Source organism: Plantibacter sp. VKM Ac-2885 (assembly GCF_015351205.1).
Lineage (GTDB): Bacteria > Actinomycetota > Actinomycetes > Actinomycetales > Microbacteriaceae > Plantibacter > Plantibacter auratus.
On the sequence record NZ_JADKSK010000001.1, the window covers coordinates 409,473 to 428,912 of the forward strand.

Sequence of the window (19,440 nt, forward strand, 5' to 3'; positions counted from 1 at the left end):
GGACCAGCGATGCTTGAATTGGTCAACCGGTTGATGTATCGTTCATTCCGGTCCGGCCCGGACCACGCCCTGCCCGCGGCATCGATGCCGCCCACCCGAGGAGTCATAGTGGACACCACCGCCCCCGCGGCCAATCCGGCTGTCGAGCGATCAGCCATCCGGAAGGTCTCGATCCGTCTCGTGCCGTTCGTGGCGCTGATGTTCTTCATCAACTACCTGGACCGCACCGCGATCGGCTTCGCCGCCCCCAACGGCATGAACGAGGACCTCGCGCTCTCCGCCGCCCAGTTCGGCTTCGCGTCCGGCGTGTTCTTCATCGGCTACATCCTGCTCGAGGTGCCAAGCAACCTCGCGCTCAACAAGTTCGGTGCCCGCCGCTGGCTCGCCCGCATCATGGTCACCTGGGGCATCGTCGCGGTCCTGTTCACCTGGGTCGCCAACTTCGAGCAGCTCGCGATCCTCCGATTCGTGCTCGGTGTGGCCGAAGCCGGCTTCTTCCCCGGCGCGATCCTCTTCCTGAGCCTCTGGGTCCCGGCCAAGCACCGCAGCAAGATCCTCGCCCTCTTCTACCTGGCGCAGCCGCTCACCACCGTCATCGGCGCACCCCTCGCCGGATGGCTCATCGGCCAGCACGGCGTGTTCTTCGGCCTCGAGGGCTGGCGGTTCATGTTCCTCGGCGTCGGTCTCCCGGCCATCCTCATCGGTGTCATCGCCTGGTTCTACCTGAAGGACCGCCCCGCGGACGCCAAGTGGCTGACCACCGAGGAGCAGGTCTGGCTCACGGCGGCCCTGGCCCACGAGAAGGCCACCACGGAGCAGAAGCAGGGCCACGTCAGCCTCAAGCACGCGTTCACGAGCGGTCGTGTCTGGATGCTCGCGTTCATCTACTTCGGCTTCATCTACGGCCTCTACGCGCTCGGCTTCTTCCTCCCCACGATCATCGAGGGCTTCCAGGCCAGCTTCGGCGTCGAGTTCAACGTCATGCAGAAGGGCCTCATCACGGCGATCCCGTACGTGCCGGCCGCCATCGCCCTGTACTTCTGGTCTCGTGACGCGACGCGTCGTGGTCTCAAGACCTGGCACATCGTGATCCCCGCGATCGTCGGCGCCGTGAGCATCCCGCTCGCGCTCTTCGCCAACTCGCCCGCCCTCACCATCGCGATCATCGCGGTCACCGCCATGGCGATCTTCGCCGCGCTGCCGAACTTCTGGACGCTGCCCACGCAGTTCCTCACCGGTGCGGCAGCGGCTGCAGGCATCGCGCTCATCAACACGGTCGGCAACCTCGCCGGGTTCTCGGCGCCGTACATCACTGGTGCCGTCGCGGACCTCACCAAGGTCGGCGACACCCCGCAGTACGTCGTCCCGATGTTCATCGTCGGTGGCTTCATGATGATCTCCGCGACGCTCATGGTGATCCTCTCGAAGCAGCGGAGCTCTCGCGAGCTGCGCGTCTCGCACGACGACCTCACGGGTAAGACCCGATGACACGCCTCGTCAACGATCCGGCGGACTTCGCCGACGAGATGATCGACGGCTTCGTCGCCGCGAACCGCAACCAGGTCCGGCGCGTGACCGGTGGCGTCGTCCGGAGCACCCGGACGCCCGAGGGCACGGTCGCGCTCGTCATCGGCGGAGGCTCCGGCCACTACCCGGCGTTCGGCGGCATCGTCGGCCAGGGCCTCGCTCATGGCGCGGCGATGGGCAACCTGTTCGCGTCGCCGTCCGCCCACCAGGTCGAGTCGGTCGCGAAGGCGGCGCAGCGTGGCGGCGGCGTCCTCCTGAGCTACGGCAACTACGCGGGCGACGTGCTCCACTTCACCCAGGCGCAGGACGCGCTGAACGCGGCGGGCATCCCCACCCGCAGCGTCGCCGTCACCGACGACATCTCGAGCGCGCCCCTCGCCGAGAAGCACAAGCGTCGCGGTATCGCGGGCGACCTCACCGTCTTCAAGTCCGCTGCCGCCGCGGCCGAGGCGGGCTACGACCTCGACGAGGTCGTCCGCGTCGCCACCCACGCGAACGAGCGCACCCGATCCTTCGGCGTCGCGTTCAGTGGCTGCACCCTGCCGGGCGCGACCGAGCCGCTGTTCACCGTGCCCGAGGGTCGCATGGCGGTCGGCATGGGCATCCACGGCGAGCCCGGCATCGACGAGACCGACGTGCCGACGGCCGATGAACTCGCCACCCTGCTCGTCTCCTCGCTGCTCGCGGAACTGCCCGAGGGTGTCTCCGAAGCCACGGGCGCTCGCGTCGGCGTCATCCTCAACGGGCTCGGCTCCGTGAAGTACGAGGAACTGTTCGTCGTCTACCGTGCGGTCGCGGCGCAGCTCGAGGCCGCAGGGGTGGAGATCGTCGATCCCGAGGTCGGCGAGCTCGTCACGAGCTTCGACATGGCCGGCGTCTCGCTCACGCTCTTCTGGTTGGACGAGGAGCTCGAGGGCTTCTGGGCTGCCGGTGCCGACACCCCCGCCTACCGCAAGGGCGTCGTCGCAGCGGCCGAGCAGCTCGACCCCTCGGAGCTCGTCGCCGAGACGGCTGCCGAGATCCCCGAGTCCACCGACGCGTCCCGGGCCGCCGCCGCGGTCGTGGTCGAGGCCCTCGACGCGCTCGTCCAGGTCATCGACACGAACGTCGAGGAGCTCGGACGGATCGACGCCGTCGCGGGTGACGGCGACCACGGCATCGGCATGCAGCGCGGTGCTCGTGCCGCCGTCACCGCCGCGCACGCCGCCGCCGATGCCGGGGCCGGTGCCCACACCGTCCTGCACCTGGCCGGCGACGCCTGGGCGGACCGCGCTGGCGGCACCTCCGGCGCCCTGTGGGGCCTCGCGCTCCGCTCGGTCGGAACCGCCCTCGGCGACGAGGTCGCACCAGGCCGCACCGACGTCGCGACCGGCGTGCAGGCCGCGGTCGACGGCATCATGTCGTTCGGCAAGGCCGAGGTCGGACAGAAGACGATGGTCGACGCGCTCGTGCCGTTCACCACCACCCTGAGTGCAGCCGTCGCCGACGGTTCCGACCTCGTCGCCGCCTGGACGATCGCCGCTGCGGCTGCCTCCACCGCTGCCGCCGAGACCGCGGACCTCCTGCCGAAGATGGGCCGCGCCCGTCCGCACGCCGAGAAGAGTCTCGGTACCGTCGACGCCGGTGCCTACTCGTTCGGCCTGATCGTCACGGCGATCGTCCCCGTCCTCGAGCGCGCCGCCAGCACCACCGCGCCAGACAGCACCACCACCACCAACGAAGGAGTACACGCATGACCGATCAGCTGCGCATCGTCATCGGCTCGGATGACGCCGGGTTCGACTACAAGGAGATCGTCAAGCGCGACCTCGAGCAGCACGACGGCGTCGCCTCGCTCGTCGACGTGGGCGTGGACGCCGATGGCCACACCGCCTACCCGCGGGTCGCGATCGCCGCCGCGGAGCTCGTCGCGTCCGGCCAGGCCGACCGCGCGCTCCTCTTCTGCGGCACCGGTCTGGGCGTCGCGATCGCCGCCAACAAGGTCGCCGGTATCCGCGCCGTCACGGCACACGACAGCTTCTCCGTCGAGCGCGGTGTCCTCAGCAACAACGCGCAGGTCCTGACGATGGGCCAGCGCGTCATCGGCATCGAGCTCGCCCGCCGCCTCGTCCGCGAGTGGCTCACCTACCGCTTCGACGAGACCAGCGCGAGCGCCGAGAAGGTCGCCGTCATCGGTGAGTACGAGGCGACGGGCTCCTGCTGATGACCACCCCGTCCCCGTCGGCCGTGCCCACGTCGACCGCGCCCCGCGTGGTCGGTGTGAGCCTGAAGATGTACTTCGGCCACGCGCAGACCCTCGAGTGGATCGAGCAGGTGGGCGCCGTGGCCCGTCGGCACGAGGCCGTGGTCGATGGTCGCGTGCGACTGTTCGTCATCCCCGGCTACCTCGCGGTCGCGCCGTCGGTGGCGGCCCTCGCCGGGACGGGCGTGCTGGTCGGAGCACAGGACCTCGCGAGCGCTGACCGTGGCGCGTTCACCGGTGAGGTCGGCGGTCCCGAGCTCGCCGAGGTCGGCGTCGCCGTGGTCGAGGTCGGCCACGCGGAGCGCCGTTCGCTCTTCGGCGAGACCGACGAGGTCGTCGCCGAGAAGACCGCAGCCGCCCTCCGCAATGGCATCTCGCCCGTGCTCTGCATCGGCGAGGTCGAGCGCACGACGCCCGAGGCGGCTGCGACGGAGTGCGTGCGCCAGCTGGACTCCGCCCTCGCCGATGCCGTGGCGGGACCGGTGATCGTCGCGTACGAGCCCGTGTGGGCGATCGGTGCGGCTGAACCCGCGTCTGCCGAGTACGTGCGAGCCGTCGGCGCGATCCTGAAGCAATCGATCGCCGAGCGTCCCGACCGGGTCGGCAGCTCCGTGATCTACGGCGGCAGTGCGGGTCCCGGTCTGCTGACCGCCCTCGGTGACGACGTCGACGGCGTGTTCCTCGGACGCTTCGCCCACGACGTCGCGGCGCTCGAGGCCGTCCTCGACGAGGCCCTTCGACAGGCTCAGGATGGCACCCTTCGACAGGCTCAGGGACCGAGGACAGCATGATCGGCTTCGGCACCTACACCTTCTTCTGGGAGGGCTCCGAGCTCGCACCCGAGCGCTTGAGCGTCATCGGCATGATCGAGCGCACGGCCGACGCCGGCGTCGAGCTCTTCCAGATCTGCGATGACGCCCGCATCGAGTCGATGTCCGACGATGAGCTGCGTCGGATCGCCGAGGTCGCGCGTGAGCTCGGGGTCACCCTCGAACTCGGGACGAAGGGGATCGCGGTCGTGCACCTCGAACGCTTCCTCCGCATCGCCACCCTGCTGGGCGCGAAGCTCCTGCGCAGCATGGCCACCTCCGGCGACGACCGGCCGTCCCACGCCGAGGCCGTCGATCGACTCCGCGCGGTGCTCCCGGCGTTCGAGGCGGCCGGCGTGACGATCGCACTCGAGACCTACGAGCAGCTGTCGTCGCAGGAGCTCGTCGACCTCGTGACCGCCGTCGACCACCCGAACCTCGGCATCTGCCTCGACCCCGCCAACACCGTTGCCCGGCTCGAGCACCCGAGTGACGTCATCGAGCGCACCGCTCCGTACGTCCGCAACATCCACGTCAAGGACTTCGCGTTCACCCGGCGGGGTGGCTGGGTCGGCTTCACCCTCGAGGGTGCCCCGCTCGGCACCGGCTTGCTCGACTACCCAGCCCTCACCGCCGTCGTCCGACCGGACGAGCGCGGCGTCAACCAGATCATCGAACACTGGCTCCCGCTCGGCGACTCCATCACGGAGACGATCGAGCTCGAGCGCACGTGGACCGCACACAACCTGCAGTACCTGAGAGAAGGAAGATCATGACCGACACCACCACCGTCGCGGACCAGCTCACCATCGCCGTCATCGGCGCGGGCGGCAAGATGGGCATGCGCGTCTCCAACAACCTCGTGAAGACCAGCCACAACGTCTTCTACAGCGAGGTCTCGCCCGCCGGCCAGGAGCGCGTGACCGAGGCCGGTCGCGAGCTCACCGAGACCGACGCGGCCGTCACCGACGCCGACGTCGTCATCCTCGCCGTCCCGGACCTCGCCCTGAAGGCCGTGTCCGCCGGCGTCGTCCCGCTCATGAAGTCGGGCGCCGTGCTCCTCACGCTCGACCCGGCCGCAGCGTACGCGGGTCTGCTGACGCGTCGCGACGACGTCATCCAGGCCGTCACGCACCCCTGCCACCCCTCCGTCTTCGTCGAGCGCCACACGCCCGAGGAGTACGCGGACACCTTCGGTGGCATCGCCGCCCTCCAGGACGCCATCGCGGCGATCGAGTCCGACGACGCTGAGAAGCAGGCGCAGGTCGAGGCCGTCGTCCGGGCGATCTTCGCGCCCGTCGGCGAGGTCCACTGGGTCACGGTCAAGCAGCTCGCGCAGCTCGAGCCGACCCTCGTGGAGACGATCGCCTGCATGATCGGTGCGCTCCTCAAGGAGTCGCTCGACGAGGCCGTCAACACCATGGGCGTGCCGGAGCCGGCCGCTCGTGCGATCCTCCTCGGCCACACGCAGGTCGCCCTCGCGAACTCGCTCAAGGGCGACAACCCGTTCTCCGACGCGTGCCTCATCGCCATGGACTACGGCCGCAGCGCGATCATCAAGGACGATTGGAAGAAGGTCTTCCAGGACGACGAGCTCGACAAGAACCTCGCCGCCATGCTCCACCTCGACAAGATCGAGCGGTAACCCACTTCCCCGACTGTTCGCAATTCAGGACGTGCCCGGCGCGTCGGCCCGTTCCACCCCCGATCCGGGTCGGCGCGCCGCGGCCGTCCTGAATTGCGAACGTCACATGCGGTCAACCGGTTGTGCCGGATAGGCTGCAGACGATCCGATGCACCACCCGCGACAGCCACTGCGACACCCGCGACACCACCCCCGCAACACCGCACGAGAGACAGGCGACGATGACTGGACGACTTGCAGGAAAGACCGCGCTCGTGACGGGTGCCGGATCGGGGATCGGACGTTCGGTCGCCGAACGGTTCGCGCGAGAGGACGCCGCCGTCGTCTTCTCCGACCGCGACATCCAGGCCGCCCGCGATGCGGCGGCTCCCTTCCCGACCGCCATCGCCGTCCGACTCGACATCGCCGACGAAGCGAGTGTCGAGGCCGCCTTCGCGGTCATGGACGCAGCCGGCAAGACCCCGGACGTCGTCGTCGCGAACGCCGGCGTACAGCTCTTCGGCCAGGACGCGAAGATCGCCGACCTCGACCTCGAGGTCTGGCAGCGCACGGTCGACATCAACCTCACCGGCACCTTCCTCACGACGAAGCACGCCGTCCGCGCCATGCTCGGCCGGGGCGGCTCGATCATCCTCACGGGCAGCCCGACCGGTCTCAACGGCGAGGGCGCCGACTTCACGGCGTACAGCTCCACGAAGGCCGGGATCCACGGCCTCGGCCGGACCGTCGCCGCGGCCTACGCCGATCAGGGGATCCGCGTGAACACCGTCGTCCCCGGCTACACGGAGACCCCGCTCGTCACCGCGATCTCCGGTGACCCCGAGTCCCGCGCCGCGATCGTCGGGCGCATCCCGCTCGGTCGTCCCGGCCAGGCCTCGGACGTCGAGGGCATCATGGTGTACCTCGCCAGCGACGAGTCGAGCTTCGCCACCGGCGCGACCTTCCGGGTCGACGGCGGCATGACGAGCCTCTGAGCCGACGATCATGACCTCGCGTTCGGGAACCACCTTCCGCGTCGCATCCGACCTGCTGCTCGACCGCGAGCGCGACGCCCTCGCCGTCGGCCGGGGGCCCTGGTCGGCCTCGCTCCGCGGCTCGGAGCTGGATGACATCGCCTTCGACGGCGAGCTCGTGCTGCGGAGCATCCGCTTCGTCGTCCGCGACCAGGACTGGAAGACGTTGCCCGTCATCGTCGACGCGGTCGACCACACGACGAGCGGCTTGCACCTGCGCGGCCGGGTCGGCGACGACGGCGAGACCGTCGCATGGTCCCTGTCGGTCGACCTCGGTGCGTCGACACTGCGGGTCGCCGTCCGGGCCGAGGTGACCGCCGCGTTCCGGCGCGCGCGCATCGGTCTCATCGTGCTGCAGTCACCGGCCCTCGCAGGCACCGAGCTCGTCGTCGGCCACCCGGAGGGGTCCACGACGACCACGCGCCTCCCGGAGCACGTCGCTCCGCATCAGCCGGCGATCCGCATCGAGTCCCTCGCCTGGACCGGCGACCGCATCGCGACCACGGCCCGCTTCAGCGGTGACGTCTTCGAGATGGAGGACCAGCGCAACTGGACCGACGCCTCGTTCAAGACCTACTCGACGCCGCTCTCGTTACCGTTCCCCGTCGCGCTGGCGGTCGGTGACGTCGTGGAGCAGTCCGTCGAGGTCAGCTGTGCGCGGGTCGACGCTGCCGAGCATGCCGACTCGCCGTTGGCGACGCCCCTCGCGGTGACCGTCGTGCCCGAGACGGAGCTCGCGGCGGAACGGCAGGGCCTGGTCCCTGAGCCAGTCGAAGCGCGGATCGGAGCGCTACTCGGCAGCGTCGTCCCCACGATCTCGACGTCGGTGTCGAGCGACCTCGATGGAGGCCGTGCGGGCGGCGAGATCTCGGACCCGATCTCCGGGATCCTCGTGGAGATCGACCCGACGAACCCGGACTGGCCGGCCATCCTCGACCGCGCCGTACGCCAGGCCGGCGCCGGGCCCCTCGATCTCCGACTGGTGCTCGGGACGGGCGAGGAGGCCGAGCCGGTGCTACGACGGCTCCGCGACGCGGCCGTGCCCGTCGTGCGCATCGGGGCGTTCCATCGCCGTACCCACCTCTCCGAGGTCACGCTGCTGACCGCGCTCGGCGACGTCCTGCGAACCCTGTGGGCCGAGGGCCCGACGCCGCACCCCGAGCTCGTCGGCGGCACGCGCGCGCACTTCACGGAGCTCAACCGCAACCACGCGCGTCTCGAGCGCTGGGCGGGCCCGGTGGCCTTCAGCATCACGCCGTTCATGCACGACCGTGGCGGGCACCAGCTCGTCGAGTCGCTCGGCATGCAGGCCGTCGTCGTGGCGGACGCTGTCAGGATCGCTGACGGCCGCCCGCTGCACGTCGGGCCGGTCACGCTCGGCGCCCGCTACAACGCGGTCGCCACCACGCGGGCGAGCGCCGGTGACTCCCGCGACCCGGAACTCCGCGCGGGCTTCGGCGCGGAGCACGTGCCCGGCGCGACAGACGACCGGCAGGCGGCGGAGGCGCTCGGGGCCTGGGTCGTCGGCAGTGTCGCGGCCCTGGCCGTCTCCGGTGTCGAATCGCTGTCGTACTTCGAGGCGACCGGACCGCGTGGGCTCGTCGCGGCCGACGGGACGCTCACGGCTGCGGGACGGGCGCTCGGGTGGATCGCCGAGCTCAGCGGACAGCAGCGCGTCGCGGTCGGGATCGGCGGGGTGTCGCTCGGAGACGGGTCGCCCGTCACGCCGGCAGGTGTGACCGCGATCGCCGCCGTCGATGGCGCCGGCGAGACCGTCGTGATCCTCGGCAACCTCGGCGAGACACCGGTCCGGGTCATCCTGACCGGCGCGTCCGAGCCGCACACCGTGGACCTCGGTGCGGGTGCGGTCGCCCGGGTGGTCGTCTCGGGTCCCGTCTCCGGCTCGTAACTCCTGCATCCCGGGCGCGTACCCGGGTCCGGGATGCTCCTGGGCGGTGTTCTGACCGACCAGCAGGAGTTGTGCGCAGAGCATCCGGTCCGAGCTCCTCAGCCGGCAGGACGCCTCGCCGAGCTTCCTGCGGGTTCACAACTCCTGCAGTTCGTCGCGGGAGCGCAGCGGCACGCCGGGGCTGAGTCGATCTGCGAACGTGCGACCGACGCGAGCAGGAGTTGTGAACCGGCGGGAGGGCTCAGGCGAGCGTGCGGCGCAGGATGGCGAGGTCGAGCCAGCGGCCGAACTTCGTCCCGACTTCCGGCAGCAGGCCGACCTGCTCGAACCCGAGCTTCGTGTGCAGGGCGATCGATGCGGTGTTCTCGGCCTCGATGAGGGCGAGCATGACGTGGTGGCCGTCGGCCGTGGCGCGTTCCAGCAGCTCGACCATGAGCGCCTTGCCGAGGCCGCGCCCCTGTGCGTCCGGGTGCACGTACACGGAGTTCTCGACGGTGTGGCGGTACCCGTCCTTCGCGGCGTACGGGCCGTAGCTGCCGTAGGCGAGGACCTCACCCTCCGGGAGCGCGTCGTCGGGGCCGTCGGCGATGGCGACGAGCGCGACCCGGCCCGGCTCCTGGTGGCGGGCGAGCCATGCCTCGCGCTCGGCGAGGTCGGGTGTGACCTCGGTCCAGATCGCGACACCGTTCGCGACGGCGTCGGTGTGGATGGCGAGGACGCCAGGCAGGTCGGCAGGTTCGGCGAGACGGATGCGCATACATCGATCGTAGAGCGCCCTTCGACAAGCTCAGGGACCGACGGGTTGGGCTCAGGGACCGACGGTGTTGGGCTCGGGAAGCGGGAAGCCCTGGGGCTCAGGGGCCCGGAGCCCGTGACGGGTAGATTCGAGGCATGTCCTCCTCCACTCCGCTCCCGATGGAGCAGCTCACCGCCGTCCTGAACGCCGAAGTCGCCCGCTACGCCGCGCGCGGTTGGACGGTGTCGTCGGTGCAGGGCCAGCAGGCCGTGCTGCAGCGACAGAAGCGCATCGGCTGGTTCTGGAACCTGATCCTGACGCTCATCACCGGTGGGCTCTGGCTCATCGTGGTGATCATCCGCGTCGTGAACCGCAAGGTCGAGTCGCTCATCGTGACGGTCGACGCCTACGGTCGCATCTCCACGCGACGCTGACGGTCGGAGCATGAGCGCGCGCGGCGAGAGCGATTCCCGGGAGACCGAGGCCAGAGCTGTCATCGCCGCGGAGCGCGCCCGCGTGCAGCGGCGGACGCTCACAGTCGTCGTCATCAGCCAGGTCCTCGGCGGCGCCGGTCTGGCCGCCGGGGTGACGGTCGGGGCGCTCCTCGTGCAGGACGTCCTCGGCAGCATGAGTCTCGCGGGCGTCGCAGCCGCGCTCCTGACCCTCGGCTCCGCGCTCACCGCGTTCCTCGTCGGGCGCGTCACCCAGCGGCTCGGCCGGCGCATCGGGCTCGGACTCGGATTCGCGGCGGGCGGCATCGGCGCGATCGGTGTGGTCGTGGCCGCCGCCACCGCCCTGGTTCCGCTCCTCTTCCTGTCGCTCTTCGTCTACGGCGCTGGCACGGCCACGAACCTCCAGGCGCGCTACGCCGGCACCGATCTCGCGACCCCGGCCCGACGTGGTTCTGCGATCAGCGTCGCGATGGTGTCGACGACGCTCGGCGCCGTCGCCGGACCCAACCTCGTCGAGCCGCTGGGATCGTTCGCGACCGGCCTCGGGCTGCCGTCGCTCGCCGGGCCGTTCCTCCTCGCCGCGGTCGCCTACCTCGCGGCAGGGACGGCGTTCCTCGTGCTGCTCCGACCCGACCCGTTTCTCCTCGCCCGCCGTCTCGACGCCGAGCTCGCGCAGCTGGAGGTGGAGCGGACCGCCGCGGAGCAGACCGCCGTGGAACAGGTGGGGTCGAAGCAGGCATCGCCGACGACCGCCGCACGCCCGCGTCCCGGCGTCGGCGCCTACGTCGGCGCCGCGGTCATGGTGGTCACGCAGGTCGCCATGGTGGCGGTGATGACCATGACCCCGGTGCACATGCGCGCCCACCACCACGGCCTCGGCGAGGTCGGGCTCGTGATCGGGATCCACATCGCGGCGATGTACCTCCCCTCGCTCGTGACCGGCGTCCTGGTCGATCGGATCGGCCGCACCCCGATGGCGATCGCCGCCGGCGTGACCCTCCTGCTCGCCGGTGTCACGGGAGCACTCGCGCCGGCGGACTCGCTCGGCCTGCTCATCCTGGCGCTCGCCCTCCTCGGACTCGGCTGGAACTTCGGGCTCATCGCGGGCACCGCGCTGGTCGTCGACCACACCGTGCCCGCCAACCGGGCACGCACCCAGGGCACGCTCGACGTCCTCATCGCGCTCGCCGGTGCCGGAGCCGGTGTCATGTCCGGCGTCGTGATGGCGGGGGTCGGTTACGGTGCGCTGTCGATCGCGGGCGGCGTGCTCGCCCTCCTGCTGATCCCCGTGCTGCTCTGGGCCCGCCGGGTCACCCCACGTGGCTGAGCGGTCGTAGCCACGCGTCCGGTATCAGGGACGGGAGCGGCCCGCCAGCCAGGCGATGGCCCAGATGAGGATGAAGAGCGCCACGATCGCGAACCCGAGGTCACCGAGGTCGATGGCGGCGAGTGTACTCAGGAGACCACCCGGAACGAGCTCGGAGAGTGCCGTCGAGAGGCTGAGGAGTCCGATCGCGAAGGCGATGACGACGGACAGGGCGGTAACGACGATGTTGTAGTCGATCCGTCGCTCCGGCCGGCGGTGTGCCCACCGATAGGCGCTCGTCATCGCGAGTCCGTTCGCGGCGTCGAAGGTGACCATGCCCGCGGTGAAGAGCAACGGGATCACGAGCACCGCGTACCAGGGCGCGGTGGTCGCCGCGTTCGCACCGAGGACGAGGAGGGCGATCGTGCTCGCCGTGTCGAAGCCGAGTCCGAACAGCAGCCCGACGAGGTACATCTTCCACGGCCGGTCGACCCGCCGACTGATGGGCGCGAGGACGCGGGCGAGGAATCCGCGACGCGCGAGTGCGGCATCCGCATCCGTCACCCGTTCGGCCGCGGTGCCCCGGGATGCGCGGACGCGCAGGAGCGCTCGGAGCGGGGCGATGTTGAGGGCGCCGATGAGGACGAGGAACACGCCGGCCACCGCGGGTCCCCACACCGCGGTCACCGCGTACAGCGGCGACGACTCGCTCGTGATCTGCGACGCCAGTGCGCCGATGCCGACGGTCAGCAGGATCACCGTGCCGACCACGACCGTCGAGTGGCCGAGCGCGAACCAGAAGCCGACGGCCACGGAGTCGCGACCGTCGGCCACGAGCTTGCGGGTCGTGTTGTCGATCGCGGCGACGTGGTCGGGGTCGAACGCGTGCCGGACGCCGAGCAGGAAGGCGGTCACGGCGAGACCGACACCGAAGACCCCCTCCGAACCGAGGACGAACCGACCGGGCAGGACGACGAACGCGAACACGCCCCAACCGAGGAGGAGCAGCGCACCGACGGCGACGATGACGACGAGGAGGGAGCGCCGCGCGCCGGGTACCGGTGCTGGAGCGAACGTGGGTTGGACGGACGACGAAGACATGGGACCTCTCAGGGGACGACGACGGGAGTGGGTCGGGGAACAGGGCTGAGCGCGTCTCGCCAGACCGACCAGGTCTGGTCGAGCGGGCTCGCGTGGGTGTCGGCACCGAGGAAGCGGCTCACGGCGCCGGGTTCGTCGAGGTCGAGCACGGTGCCGGCGGGGCCGATGGGCGGCGGCCGGAACCCGAGTGCGCTGACGGTGTCGAGGACGCGGTGCTCCCCGAGGACACCGACCATCGGAGCTCCGCCCTCGACGACGAGTCGTTCGTGGAGGATCGGCCCGTCGTCGTCGCCCGCGGCGAGGGTCGTGTCGATCCATCCGCCGCGCTCGCCGGAACGACCGAGCACGAGGGTCTCCCGGAGCAGGGCGACACCGCCACCGGTGAGCCGGACGTCCATCCGCCGTACGACGGCGGCACCGTCGCTCACGACGAACGGCAGCCCGGCCCACGCGAGGGAGGCGTCGCGACCGACGCGCACCGTGACCGTCCACGTGGAGGGTCGTCCGTCGGCCCGGTACGCCACGGTGCCGCCGATCTCCTCGAGGTCGAGCGTGCAGCCGTCGCCGACGTCGACCTCGATCGACACCTCGTCGCCGCCGAGGAGGAGCGCACCACCCGCGACGAGGGCGATGCGGGCGGAGGACGGCCCGCGTTCGACGAGACGCGGCACGACGGCTCCCGCTCCGAGGACCACGCGTGCGCGTTCGACGCCGCTCGAGACCTCGATCCGTGTGCTGCTCATGGTCGTCGTCGCCATCCTCGCTGCGTGTCAGTGCCCGGTGCCCGGATGGTCAGTGCTGGTGCGCGCCGACCGTGGCGTCGTCGTGGGCGTGGGCGTGGGCGGTGTGGGTGTGGGTGTGGGCGTCGTCGTGCGCGTGGCTGTGGGTGTGTCCGCCGCCGTCCTCGTCGGCGTGGAAGTGCGGGGCCATCGGGCCGGGGTCCTGCGGCACGTGCGTGCCGGCGCGGTGCGCCGACAGCATCGACAGCACCCAGGCGCGCAGGGTCGCGACGGAGGCCTCGTCGGTGCGGGACAGTGCGAGGACCGGGCGCCCCTCGCGGGCCGCCGTCGCATCGGCGACCATCAGTTCGACGTCCACGCCGACGTAGGGCGCGAGGTCGGTCTTGTTCACGATGAGCAGGTCTGCGCCGGTGATGCCGGGGCCACCCTTCCGCGCGACGTCGCCGCCACCTGCGACGTCGAGCACGAACAGCTGCGCGTCGACGAGGGCCGGAGAGAAGGTGGCCGTGAGGTTGTCGCCGCCGGACTCGATGATGACGACGTCGAGCGGCGTGAAGTCGCGTTCGAGGTCTTCGGCTGCGAGCAGGTTGGCGGTGACGTCGTCGCGGATCGCCGTGTGCGGGCAGGCACCGGTCTCGACCGCGCGGATGCGCTCGGGCTCGAGGACGCCGGCGGAACGGAGGAACCGGGCGTCCTCGTCGGTGTAGATGTCGTTGGTGATGACGCCGAGTCGGAGTTCCTGGGCGAGCGCCCGGCAAACGGTCGCGATGAGCGAGGACTTCCCGGTGCCGACGGGCCCGGCGACCCCGAGTCGCAGTGCGCGTCCGGCGGTCGAGGTGGACAGGATGGGCGTGGTGGGTTCAGGCACGGAACAACCTCCGGTCGAGGAGGGCGTGGGCCTCGGCCCAGCCCTCCGATTGTGGTGAGCCGGAGGCGGGGATCGCCTCCGGGGTGGTGATGGCTGCGATGTCGACGACGAGGTGGTCCACGGCGGCGCAGGCGCGCAGGACGGCGACGGTCGCGTCGGCCGGGTCGCCGGGCTGCAGCTTCAACATGGCGGCAGCAGCGGTCTGCGCGTCGTCGTAGACGCTGACCCGGACGAGGTCGACGGCGGTCAGTCCTCCGGCGGCCGCGATCATGCCGAGCACGACGGGGCGGGAGACGGCTCGTCCGGCGGAGCGGTGCATCGCGATGACGGTCGACTCCGGCCACACGATCGCGGCCAGGCGGAGCAGACCACGGCCGAGCACCCGCGCCGCCTCACGCATGGCGGGGCTCGGCGTGCGGGCGGCCCAGGCCCGTTCGATCGATCGGAGCACCACGGCCTGCTCGTCCTGCCCTGCCGTCAGCAGTGCGTGACGAGCGACGACTGCGGTCCCGGCGTCGACGAGGGTCGTCGTGAGCGCGCGACCGTCGAGGAAGGCGGCGAGCTGCGCCGCGCGGAGCCCGCCGGCGAAGGCGGGTTCCAGGCCGGCGGAGTGCGCGTGCCCGCCCGAGGGGAGGCGCGCGTCCGCGAGCAGCATCGCGACCGTCGTCGAGGCCGGCGCGAGGAGCGTCGAGGTCGTCGACGAGTGCGCGCTGCGGTCGTGGATCATGCCGTGCACTCAGAACATCGTGTAGAGCTGGGCGAGCGGGAGGCTGGAGGCGGGCGCCGGCACGACCGGTTCGCCGTCGATCGAGATACCGAACGTGTCCGCGTCGATGTCGATCCGCGGGAGCGCGTCGTTGTTCTTGAGGTCGTGCTTCCGGACGTGCCTCGTGGGTCGGACGGCGGCGAGGCGTCTCCGGAGCCCCAGCCGTTCGGCGAGCCCATCGTCGAGGGCCGCGGGCGAGACGAAGGTCGTCGAGAGGTCGGCACCGATCACATCCAGGAACGCCGGGCGCATGAGCACGGGCTGCGGTGTCGGGATCGACGCGTTCGGGTCGCCGAGCGCTCCCCAGACGAGGCCGCCACCTTTCATGACGACCGCGGGACGGACGCCGAAGAACCGGGGGTCCCACAGCACGAGGTCGGCCATCCGGCCCGGCTCGACGGAGCCGACCTCGTGGTCGATGCCGTGCGCGATCGCCGGGTTCACGGTGTACTTCGCGACGTAGCGTCTGGCGCGCTCGTTGTCGGCCGGGAGGGATTCGCCGAGCGGCCCCCGGCGGGCCTTCATGACGTGGGCGACCTGCCAGGTGCGGGTCACGACCTCGCCGATCCGGCCCATCGCCTGCGCGTCGGAGGCGACGACCGACAGGGCCCCGAGGTCGTGCAGGATGTCCTCGGCGGCGATCGTGGAGGCCCGGATGCGGGATTCGGCGAACGCGAGGTCCTCGGGCACCGAGGGATTCAGGTGGTGGCACACCATGAGCATGTCGAGGTGCTCGGCGACGGTGTTCACCGTGTGGGGGAGGGTCGGGTTGGTGGACCCGGGGATGATGTGGGGGAGTGACGCGATCGTCAGGATGTCCGGCGCGTGTCCGCCTCCGGCTCCCTCGACGTGGAAGGCGTGGATGCCGCGGCCGTCGATCGCGCCGACCGTCGACTCGACGAAGCCCGCCTCGTTCAGCGAGTCGGAGTGGAGTGCGACCTGCAGCCCGAACTCGTCGGCGGCGCGCAGGCTCGCGTCGATGGCCGCCGGCGTGGCACCCCAGTCCTCGTGCACCTTGTAGCCGGCCGCCCCGGCGAGGGCCTGCTCGGCGAAGGCTCCGGCGGAGACGGTGTTCCCCTTGCCGAGGAGGAGGACGTTGACGGGCAGGTGGTCCAGTGCACGATGCATGGTCGTGAGATGCCAGGCACCCGGGGTGACCGTGGTGGCCTTCGACCCCTCGGACGGGCCCGTGCCACCGCCGACGACGGTGGTCACACCGGTGGCGAGGGCCTCGTGGATCTGCGACGGGGAGATGAGGTGGACGTGGGAGTCGATGGCGCCGGCGGTGAGGATGCGGCCCTCGCCGGAGATGACGTCGGTCGACGGACCGATGACGAGGTCGGGGTGGACGCCGTCGGCGATGTCGGGGTTCCCGGAGCGGCCGAGCGCGACGATCCGTCCGTCACGGATGCCGACGTCGGCGCGGACGACACCCCACCAGTCGAGCACGATCGCGTTCGTGATGACGGTGTCGAGAGCTCCGTCCGCGCGGGTCCTCGTCGACTGCGCCATCGACTCCCGGATGGACTTGCCGCCGCCGAAGACAGCCTCCTCGCCGCCGACGGTCAGGTCCCGTTCGATCTCGATCCAGAGGTCGGTGTCGCCCAGGCGTACCTGGTCGCCGGTGGTCGGGCCGTAGACGGCGGCGTAACGTTCACGGTCGATGCGGACCATCGAGTTCCCCTCGGTCGGTGCGGGCGATGCGGATGCCGGGCACGAGACGCAGCCCGCGGAGTGCGACGGCGTCGAGGCTTCTCGACGCTCCGGGTTCGAAGCGCTGCGAGGTCCCGGACGGGATGTCGAGTCGGAAGCCCCTGGCGGCCTCACGATCGAAGTCCAACGCCGCGTTCGCATCGGGCAGATGCAGATGCGAACCGATCTGGACCGGCCGGTCGCCGGTGTTCACGATGACGAGGGTGATGCGTTCGTCGTCGCGCCGGTCGGCGTTCAACTCGATCTCACCGGGCCGGACCCGGATCGCCCCCGGGCCGCTGCGTGTCGTGCCTGCCATGTCTGCTCCCGTCAGTCGATCGGATGGTGGAGGGTGACGAGCTTGCGCCCGTCGGGGAACATCGCCTCGATCTGGACGTCGGCGATCATGTCGGCGACGCCGTCCATCACCTGATCACGGGTGAGGACGCGGCGGCCGTCGTCCATCAGTGTGGCGACCTCGACACCCTCACGCGCCCGCTCGATCACCCAGGTGCTGAGCAGGGCGACGGCCTCGGGATGGTTGAGGCGCACGCCTCGTTCGAGGCGGTCTCTCGCCACCATGCCGGCGACGGCCAGCAGGAGTTTCTCGGTGTCACCGGGGGTCAGATGCATGTCAGGATTCTGCCACCGAGGTGCGGCTTCGACGAGGGTGATCGTGTCGCAACGACTCCACATCGTTGATTTCCCGGGGTTTCCGCGCGAGGAGTTAACGAGACTGTGACATCTGCGAAATGTCAGAGCAATGCCACACCCACACGATGGCTCCAAGCGTTCCAACCACCACTCCCCATCCGCCGCACCGCCGATCGGAGACCCATGTCCAGCCGCCTCGATGTCGCACCACCGTCCGAACCGACCGATCCGAACCAGCCAGACGTGGCCGCCCAGGGCGCCGCGATCTCGGCCACGAAGGAGAGCCTGGAGGACTACACCCTCCGGTTCGCGCCGCGCAGCTACCGCAAGTGGGGAGCGGGTGTCGTCGCGACGAGCGCCCTCGGCGGCATCGCCTACCTCGCCGACTTCTCGATCGGCGCCAACATCGGCATGGCGCACGGCACCACCAACGCGCTGCTCGGGATCGCCGTCGCCGCCCTCGTCATCTTCGTCACGGGCCTCCCGCTGGCGTACTACGCCGCGCGGTACAACATCGACCTCGACCTCATCACCCGCGGCTCGGGCTTCGGCTACTCCGGCTCCATCATCACCAACGTGATCTTCGCGACCTTCACCTTCATCTTCTTCGCGCTCGAGGGCTCGATCATGGCGCAGGGCCTGGAACTCGGCCTCGGCATCCCGAGACAGATCGGGTACGCGCTCTCGACGCTCATCGTCATCCCCCTCGTCATCTACGGCATGAAGGTGCTGTCGAAGGTGCAGGTGTGGACGACACCGCTCTGGCTCGTCCTCATGGTCATCCCCTTCGGCTACCTGATCGCAACGCACCCCGACTCGGTGGGCGACTTCTTCGCCTACCGGGGCGAGAACGGTGACGGCGGACTCAGCCTCGCGTCGGTCATGCTCGCCGCCGGTGTCTGCCTGTCACTCATCGCGCAGATCGCGGAGCAGATCGACTACCTGCGCTTCATGCCGCCGAAGACCCGCGAGAACCGCGTGTCCTGGTGGCGTGCCGTCATCATCGCCGGCCCCGGCTGGGTCGTGTTCGGCGCGCTCAAGCAGGCCATCGGTCTCTTCATCACCGTGTACCTCATCGCCACGCTCGACCCGGCCGCGGCCGCGACGGCGAACGAGCCCGTCCACCAGTTCCTCGGCGTGTACGAGCAGATGATGCCCGGCTGGCTCGCCCTGACGCTCGCGGTCGTCCTCGTCGTCATCTCGCAGGTGAAGATCAACGTGACGAACGCCTACTCCGGATCCCTCGCCTGGACGAACTCGTTCACCCGGGTCACGAAGACCTACCCGGGGCGGATGGTGTTCGTGATCGTGAACCTCGCGATCGCGCTGCTGCTCATGGAGCTGAACATGTTCGACTTCCTGAACACCATCCTCGGGTTCTACGCGAACTGCGCGATGGCGTGGATCGTGACGGTCGCGACCGACATCGCGATCAACAAGTACGTGCTGAAGCTCTCGCCGAAGCGGCCGGAGTTCCGCCGAGGCATGCTGTACGCCTGGAACCCGGTCGGTGTGGTGTCCCTCGCCCTGTCCGCCGGGGTGTCGATCGCGGTGTTCTTCGGTGCCTTCGGGCCGGCCGTGCAGCCGTACTCGCCGATCTTCGCCGTCATGATCGCCTGCATCGCGACGCCGCTCATGGCGATCATCACCAAGGGGCGGTTCTACCTGCGACGCACGGACGACGGCATCGACCTGCCGATGTTCGACGCCGACGGCAACCCGTCCGGAGAGCTGCTGCGGTGTCACGTGACCGGCCTCTCGTTCGAGCGTCCCGACATGGTGCGCTCGGCCGAGGACGGCCCCGGCGGCGAGCCGCAGTACATCTCGTCGCTCGCGCTCGCCACCGATCGGACCGGTCGGTACGTCCTGCCGGCGCAGCCGAAATCAGTCTGAAACGTGCCTCTGCCAGGATCGACGCGTTCGGTCCTGGCAGCGGCGCGTCCGGTGGCAGGACCGTTCCGGACGGCTCGCTGACGACGA

At 70.4% G+C, this 19,440-nt stretch carries 19 protein-coding genes; 11 read left to right on the plus strand and 8 right to left on the minus strand.

All coding sequences use genetic code 11. From position 1 onward, the window contains the following. Nucleotides 1-108 precede the first annotated feature (108 nt). From ITJ66_RS01915 to ITJ66_RS01950, 8 genes are all read left to right on the plus strand, one after another. Nucleotides 109-1,488 carry an MFS transporter gene (locus tag ITJ66_RS01915; protein ID WP_240043985.1) on the plus strand — a complete coding sequence of 460 codons (1,380 nt, stop codon included), beginning with the start codon at nucleotides 109-111 and terminating at the stop codon, nucleotides 1,486-1,488. Beyond that, the gene (locus tag ITJ66_RS01920) at nucleotides 1,485-3,263 is read left to right on the plus strand and encodes a dihydroxyacetone kinase family protein (protein ID WP_194643097.1); all 1,779 of its coding nucleotides are present in this window, start codon (nucleotides 1,485-1,487) and stop codon (nucleotides 3,261-3,263) included. Before ITJ66_RS01915 ends, ITJ66_RS01920 begins: the two co-directional genes overlap by 4 nt. Then, the gene (locus tag ITJ66_RS01925) at nucleotides 3,260-3,730 is read left to right on the plus strand and encodes a ribose-5-phosphate isomerase (RefSeq protein ID WP_064295405.1); all 471 of its coding nucleotides are present in this window, start codon (nucleotides 3,260-3,262) and stop codon (nucleotides 3,728-3,730) included. The genes ITJ66_RS01920 and ITJ66_RS01925 overlap by 4 nt, the downstream gene beginning before the upstream one ends. Continuing rightward, a complete protein-coding gene (locus tag ITJ66_RS01930; protein WP_194643100.1) occupies nucleotides 3,730-4,560 on the plus strand; it encodes a triose-phosphate isomerase family protein in 831 nt (276 codons plus the stop codon). Before ITJ66_RS01925 ends, ITJ66_RS01930 begins: the two co-directional genes overlap by 1 nt. After that, the gene (locus ITJ66_RS01935; protein WP_194643102.1) at nucleotides 4,557-5,354 is read left to right on the plus strand and encodes a sugar phosphate isomerase/epimerase; all 798 of its coding nucleotides are present in this window, start codon (nucleotides 4,557-4,559) and stop codon (nucleotides 5,352-5,354) included. Before ITJ66_RS01930 ends, ITJ66_RS01935 begins: the two co-directional genes overlap by 4 nt. Further along, a complete protein-coding gene (locus ITJ66_RS01940) occupies nucleotides 5,351-6,223 on the plus strand; it encodes a phosphogluconate dehydrogenase C-terminal domain-containing protein (protein WP_085511306.1) in 873 nt (290 codons plus the stop codon). Before ITJ66_RS01935 ends, ITJ66_RS01940 begins: the two co-directional genes overlap by 4 nt. Before the next feature lie 221 nt (nucleotides 6,224-6,444). Beyond that, the gene (locus ITJ66_RS01945; RefSeq protein WP_064295403.1) at nucleotides 6,445-7,197 is read left to right on the plus strand and encodes an SDR family NAD(P)-dependent oxidoreductase; all 753 of its coding nucleotides are present in this window, start codon (nucleotides 6,445-6,447) and stop codon (nucleotides 7,195-7,197) included. A 10-nt stretch (nucleotides 7,198-7,207) separates the two neighbouring features. Then, nucleotides 7,208-9,145: a hypothetical protein gene (locus ITJ66_RS01950; protein ID WP_194643103.1), complete on the plus strand. Its 1,938-nt coding sequence runs from the start codon at nucleotides 7,208-7,210 to the stop codon at nucleotides 9,143-9,145. Nucleotides 9,146-9,386: 241 nt separating this feature from the next. Here ITJ66_RS01950 and ITJ66_RS01955 read toward each other — a convergent pair whose 3' ends face one another. Continuing rightward, nucleotides 9,387-9,902 carry a GNAT family N-acetyltransferase gene (locus tag ITJ66_RS01955; protein ID WP_192018979.1) on the minus strand — a complete coding sequence of 172 codons (516 nt, stop codon included), beginning with the start codon at nucleotides 9,900-9,902 and terminating at the stop codon, nucleotides 9,387-9,389. A gap of 134 nt (nucleotides 9,903-10,036) precedes the next feature. Between ITJ66_RS01955 and ITJ66_RS01960 the strand changes: the two genes are divergently transcribed. After that, nucleotides 10,037-10,315: a hypothetical protein gene (locus tag ITJ66_RS01960; RefSeq protein WP_138945899.1), complete on the plus strand. Its 279-nt coding sequence runs from the start codon at nucleotides 10,037-10,039 to the stop codon at nucleotides 10,313-10,315. Nucleotides 10,316-10,325: 10 nt separating this feature from the next. Next, nucleotides 10,326-11,660 (plus strand): MFS transporter, encoded by a 1,335-nt coding sequence (locus tag ITJ66_RS01965; RefSeq protein ID WP_194643105.1) that lies wholly within the window; start codon nucleotides 10,326-10,328, stop codon nucleotides 11,658-11,660. 24 nt (nucleotides 11,661-11,684) lie between these two features. On the opposite strand, the gene ITJ66_RS01970 is transcribed toward ITJ66_RS01965, so the two are convergent. The 7 genes from ITJ66_RS01970 to ITJ66_RS02000 are packed head-to-tail and all read right to left on the minus strand — an operon-like array spanning nucleotide 11,685 to nucleotide 17,439. Continuing rightward, nucleotides 11,685-12,740 carry a HoxN/HupN/NixA family nickel/cobalt transporter gene (locus tag ITJ66_RS01970; protein ID WP_191940065.1) on the minus strand — a complete coding sequence of 352 codons (1,056 nt, stop codon included), beginning with the start codon at nucleotides 12,738-12,740 and terminating at the stop codon, nucleotides 11,685-11,687. Between the two features lie 8 nt (nucleotides 12,741-12,748). Further along, nucleotides 12,749-13,483: an urease accessory protein UreD gene (locus ITJ66_RS01975; RefSeq protein WP_191940066.1), complete on the minus strand. Its 735-nt coding sequence runs from the start codon at nucleotides 13,481-13,483 to the stop codon at nucleotides 12,749-12,751. Between the two features lie 49 nt (nucleotides 13,484-13,532). Further along, the gene (gene ureG, locus ITJ66_RS01980; RefSeq protein ID WP_370582539.1) at nucleotides 13,533-14,348 is read right to left on the minus strand and encodes an urease accessory protein UreG; all 816 of its coding nucleotides are present in this window, start codon (nucleotides 14,346-14,348) and stop codon (nucleotides 13,533-13,535) included. Beyond that, nucleotides 14,341-15,075 carry an urease accessory protein UreF gene (locus ITJ66_RS01985; RefSeq protein WP_194643107.1) on the minus strand — a complete coding sequence of 245 codons (735 nt, stop codon included), beginning with the start codon at nucleotides 15,073-15,075 and terminating at the stop codon, nucleotides 14,341-14,343. The genes ureG and ITJ66_RS01985 overlap by 8 nt, the downstream gene beginning before the upstream one ends. Before the next feature lie 9 nt (nucleotides 15,076-15,084). Continuing rightward, on the minus strand, nucleotides 15,085-16,788 hold the full coding sequence (locus ITJ66_RS01990) for an urease subunit alpha (protein WP_194643109.1): 1,704 nt from the start codon (nucleotides 16,786-16,788) through the stop codon (nucleotides 15,085-15,087). Then, a complete protein-coding gene (gene ureB, locus ITJ66_RS01995; RefSeq protein ID WP_191940069.1) occupies nucleotides 16,769-17,125 on the minus strand; it encodes an urease subunit beta in 357 nt (118 codons plus the stop codon). The genes ITJ66_RS01990 and ureB overlap by 20 nt, the downstream gene beginning before the upstream one ends. Nucleotides 17,126-17,136: 11 nt before the next feature. Continuing rightward, entirely contained in the window at nucleotides 17,137-17,439 is a 303-nt protein-coding gene (locus ITJ66_RS02000; RefSeq protein ID WP_194643111.1) for an urease subunit gamma, read from the minus strand. Between the two features lie 204 nt (nucleotides 17,440-17,643). Between ITJ66_RS02000 and ITJ66_RS02005 the strand changes: the two genes are divergently transcribed. Further along, nucleotides 17,644-19,353: a cytosine permease gene (locus ITJ66_RS02005; RefSeq protein ID WP_194643113.1), complete on the plus strand. Its 1,710-nt coding sequence runs from the start codon at nucleotides 17,644-17,646 to the stop codon at nucleotides 19,351-19,353. Nucleotides 19,354-19,440 lie beyond the last annotated feature (87 nt).